We start from the raw sequence: 1,479 nt of genomic DNA, 5'->3' as shown, positions 1-1,479 counted from the left end.
CACCTGGTCGGCCGCGGCGGTCGACGCGCTCACCTCCGCGGCCGACCAGGTGCGGCCGGACGCCATCCTGGTCTCGCACTCGGTGGAGGGCCGTGAGGTCGCCGGCCGGTACGCCGCCCGCACCCGGTCGGGGCTCGCCGTGGACGCCGTCGGCGTCTCGCGCGACCCGGAGGGCGTGATCGCCCACCACTCCGTCTACGGCGGCGCCTACAACGTCGACGCCGCCGTCACCTGGGGCGCCCCGGTCATCACGATCCGTCAGGGATCGGTTGATGCCCGCGCCGACGCCGTCGAGGGTGTCGAGGCCGAACCTCTCGAGGTGCGCGCCTCGGGCCGCCGTGCGGCGACGGTGACCTCGGTCGACGAGACCGTGGTGTCGTCCACGCGGCCCGAGCTGCGCGGTGCCGCGAAGGTCGTCTCGGGTGGCCGCGGACTCGGTTCCGGTGAGAAGTTCGCGCTCGTCGAGCAGCTCGCCGATGCGCTCGGCGCCGCGGTCGGCGCCTCGCGCGCCGCGGTCGACGCCGGCTACGTGCCCTACTCCTACCAGGTCGGCCAGACCGGTGTGTCGGTGGCGCCCCAGCTGTATGTGGCGCTCGGCATCTCGGGCGCGATCCAGCACAAGGCCGGCATGCAGACCGCGAAGACCATCGTCGCGATCAACAAGGACGCGGATGCCCCGATCTTCGAGATCGCCGACTTCGGCGTCGTCGGCGACCTCTTCACCGTCGTGCCGCAGCTGATCGCCGCGCTCGAGGCGAAGAAGGCGTAACCGGGTATGGCGACGTTCGGTTCTGCGGTGCGGCGAGGACTGCCCCGTGTGCCCGGCGGCGAGCCCTGGCCGCCCGCCGGCGACGCGCGGGTGACGGACGACGACGGGCGCCCTTCGACGGGCTCAGGGAACGGTGGTGCGGGCCTCGCCGTAGCTGGGGCACCCGCGGTCGCCGCCTCGCCCCCGGTCGTTGAGCGAGCGAGGAACGAGCGAGACGAAACGCCTAGAGCCGCCGAGCAGCCTGCGGTCGCGGCATCCACCCGCGCCGCCCGCCAGGTCCGTCGCGGCCTGCCGCGCGTGCCCGGCGGCGAGCCCTGGCCCCCGGGGTCGGTCGCCCCGGTTCAGGTGGCGCAACCCGCTGCTTCGGCGGCCGTGATCCCGCAGGTCGTGACACCCGAAGCAGTGGACACCGACGCTCAGGTGGCGCAGTCGGTGGCTTCGCCGACCGTGATCGCGCAGAACGTGACCCCCGAGCCTGCCGCCACGAACGCGGCGGCGCCCGGCGCGCGGCCCCTGCGTCGTGGCCTGCCCCGCGTGCCGGGCGGAGAGCCTTGGCCGCCCGCGGGCCTTGCGCCGAGCGGCGCGGCGGTCCCGGTCGTTGAGCGAGCGAGGGACGAGCGAGACGAAACGCCCCGAACCGACGACGAACTCCAGGTCCAGGGGGTTTCGCCTTCGGACGCGGCAGCGCCCGTCGCTCCACGGGCCGAACC

1 protein-coding gene is annotated in these 1,479 nt (G+C 74.6%); it reads left to right on the top strand.

Going from position 1 to position 1,479, the window contains the following annotated elements:
• Positions 1-769: electron transfer flavoprotein subunit alpha/FixB family protein (locus ACI3KY_RS20245; RefSeq protein WP_404931913.1), on the top strand; the 769-nt coding region annotated here is incomplete at its 5' end.
• Between the last annotated feature and the right edge of the window lie 710 nt (positions 770-1,479).

It is taken from the genome of Microbacterium sp. ZW T2_14, assembly GCF_044987405.1.
Taxonomy (GTDB): Bacteria; Actinomycetota; Actinomycetes; order Actinomycetales; family Microbacteriaceae; genus Microbacterium.
Note: the sequence above shows the minus strand (reverse complement) of the source record. Positions and strands in the feature narration are given on the sequence as shown.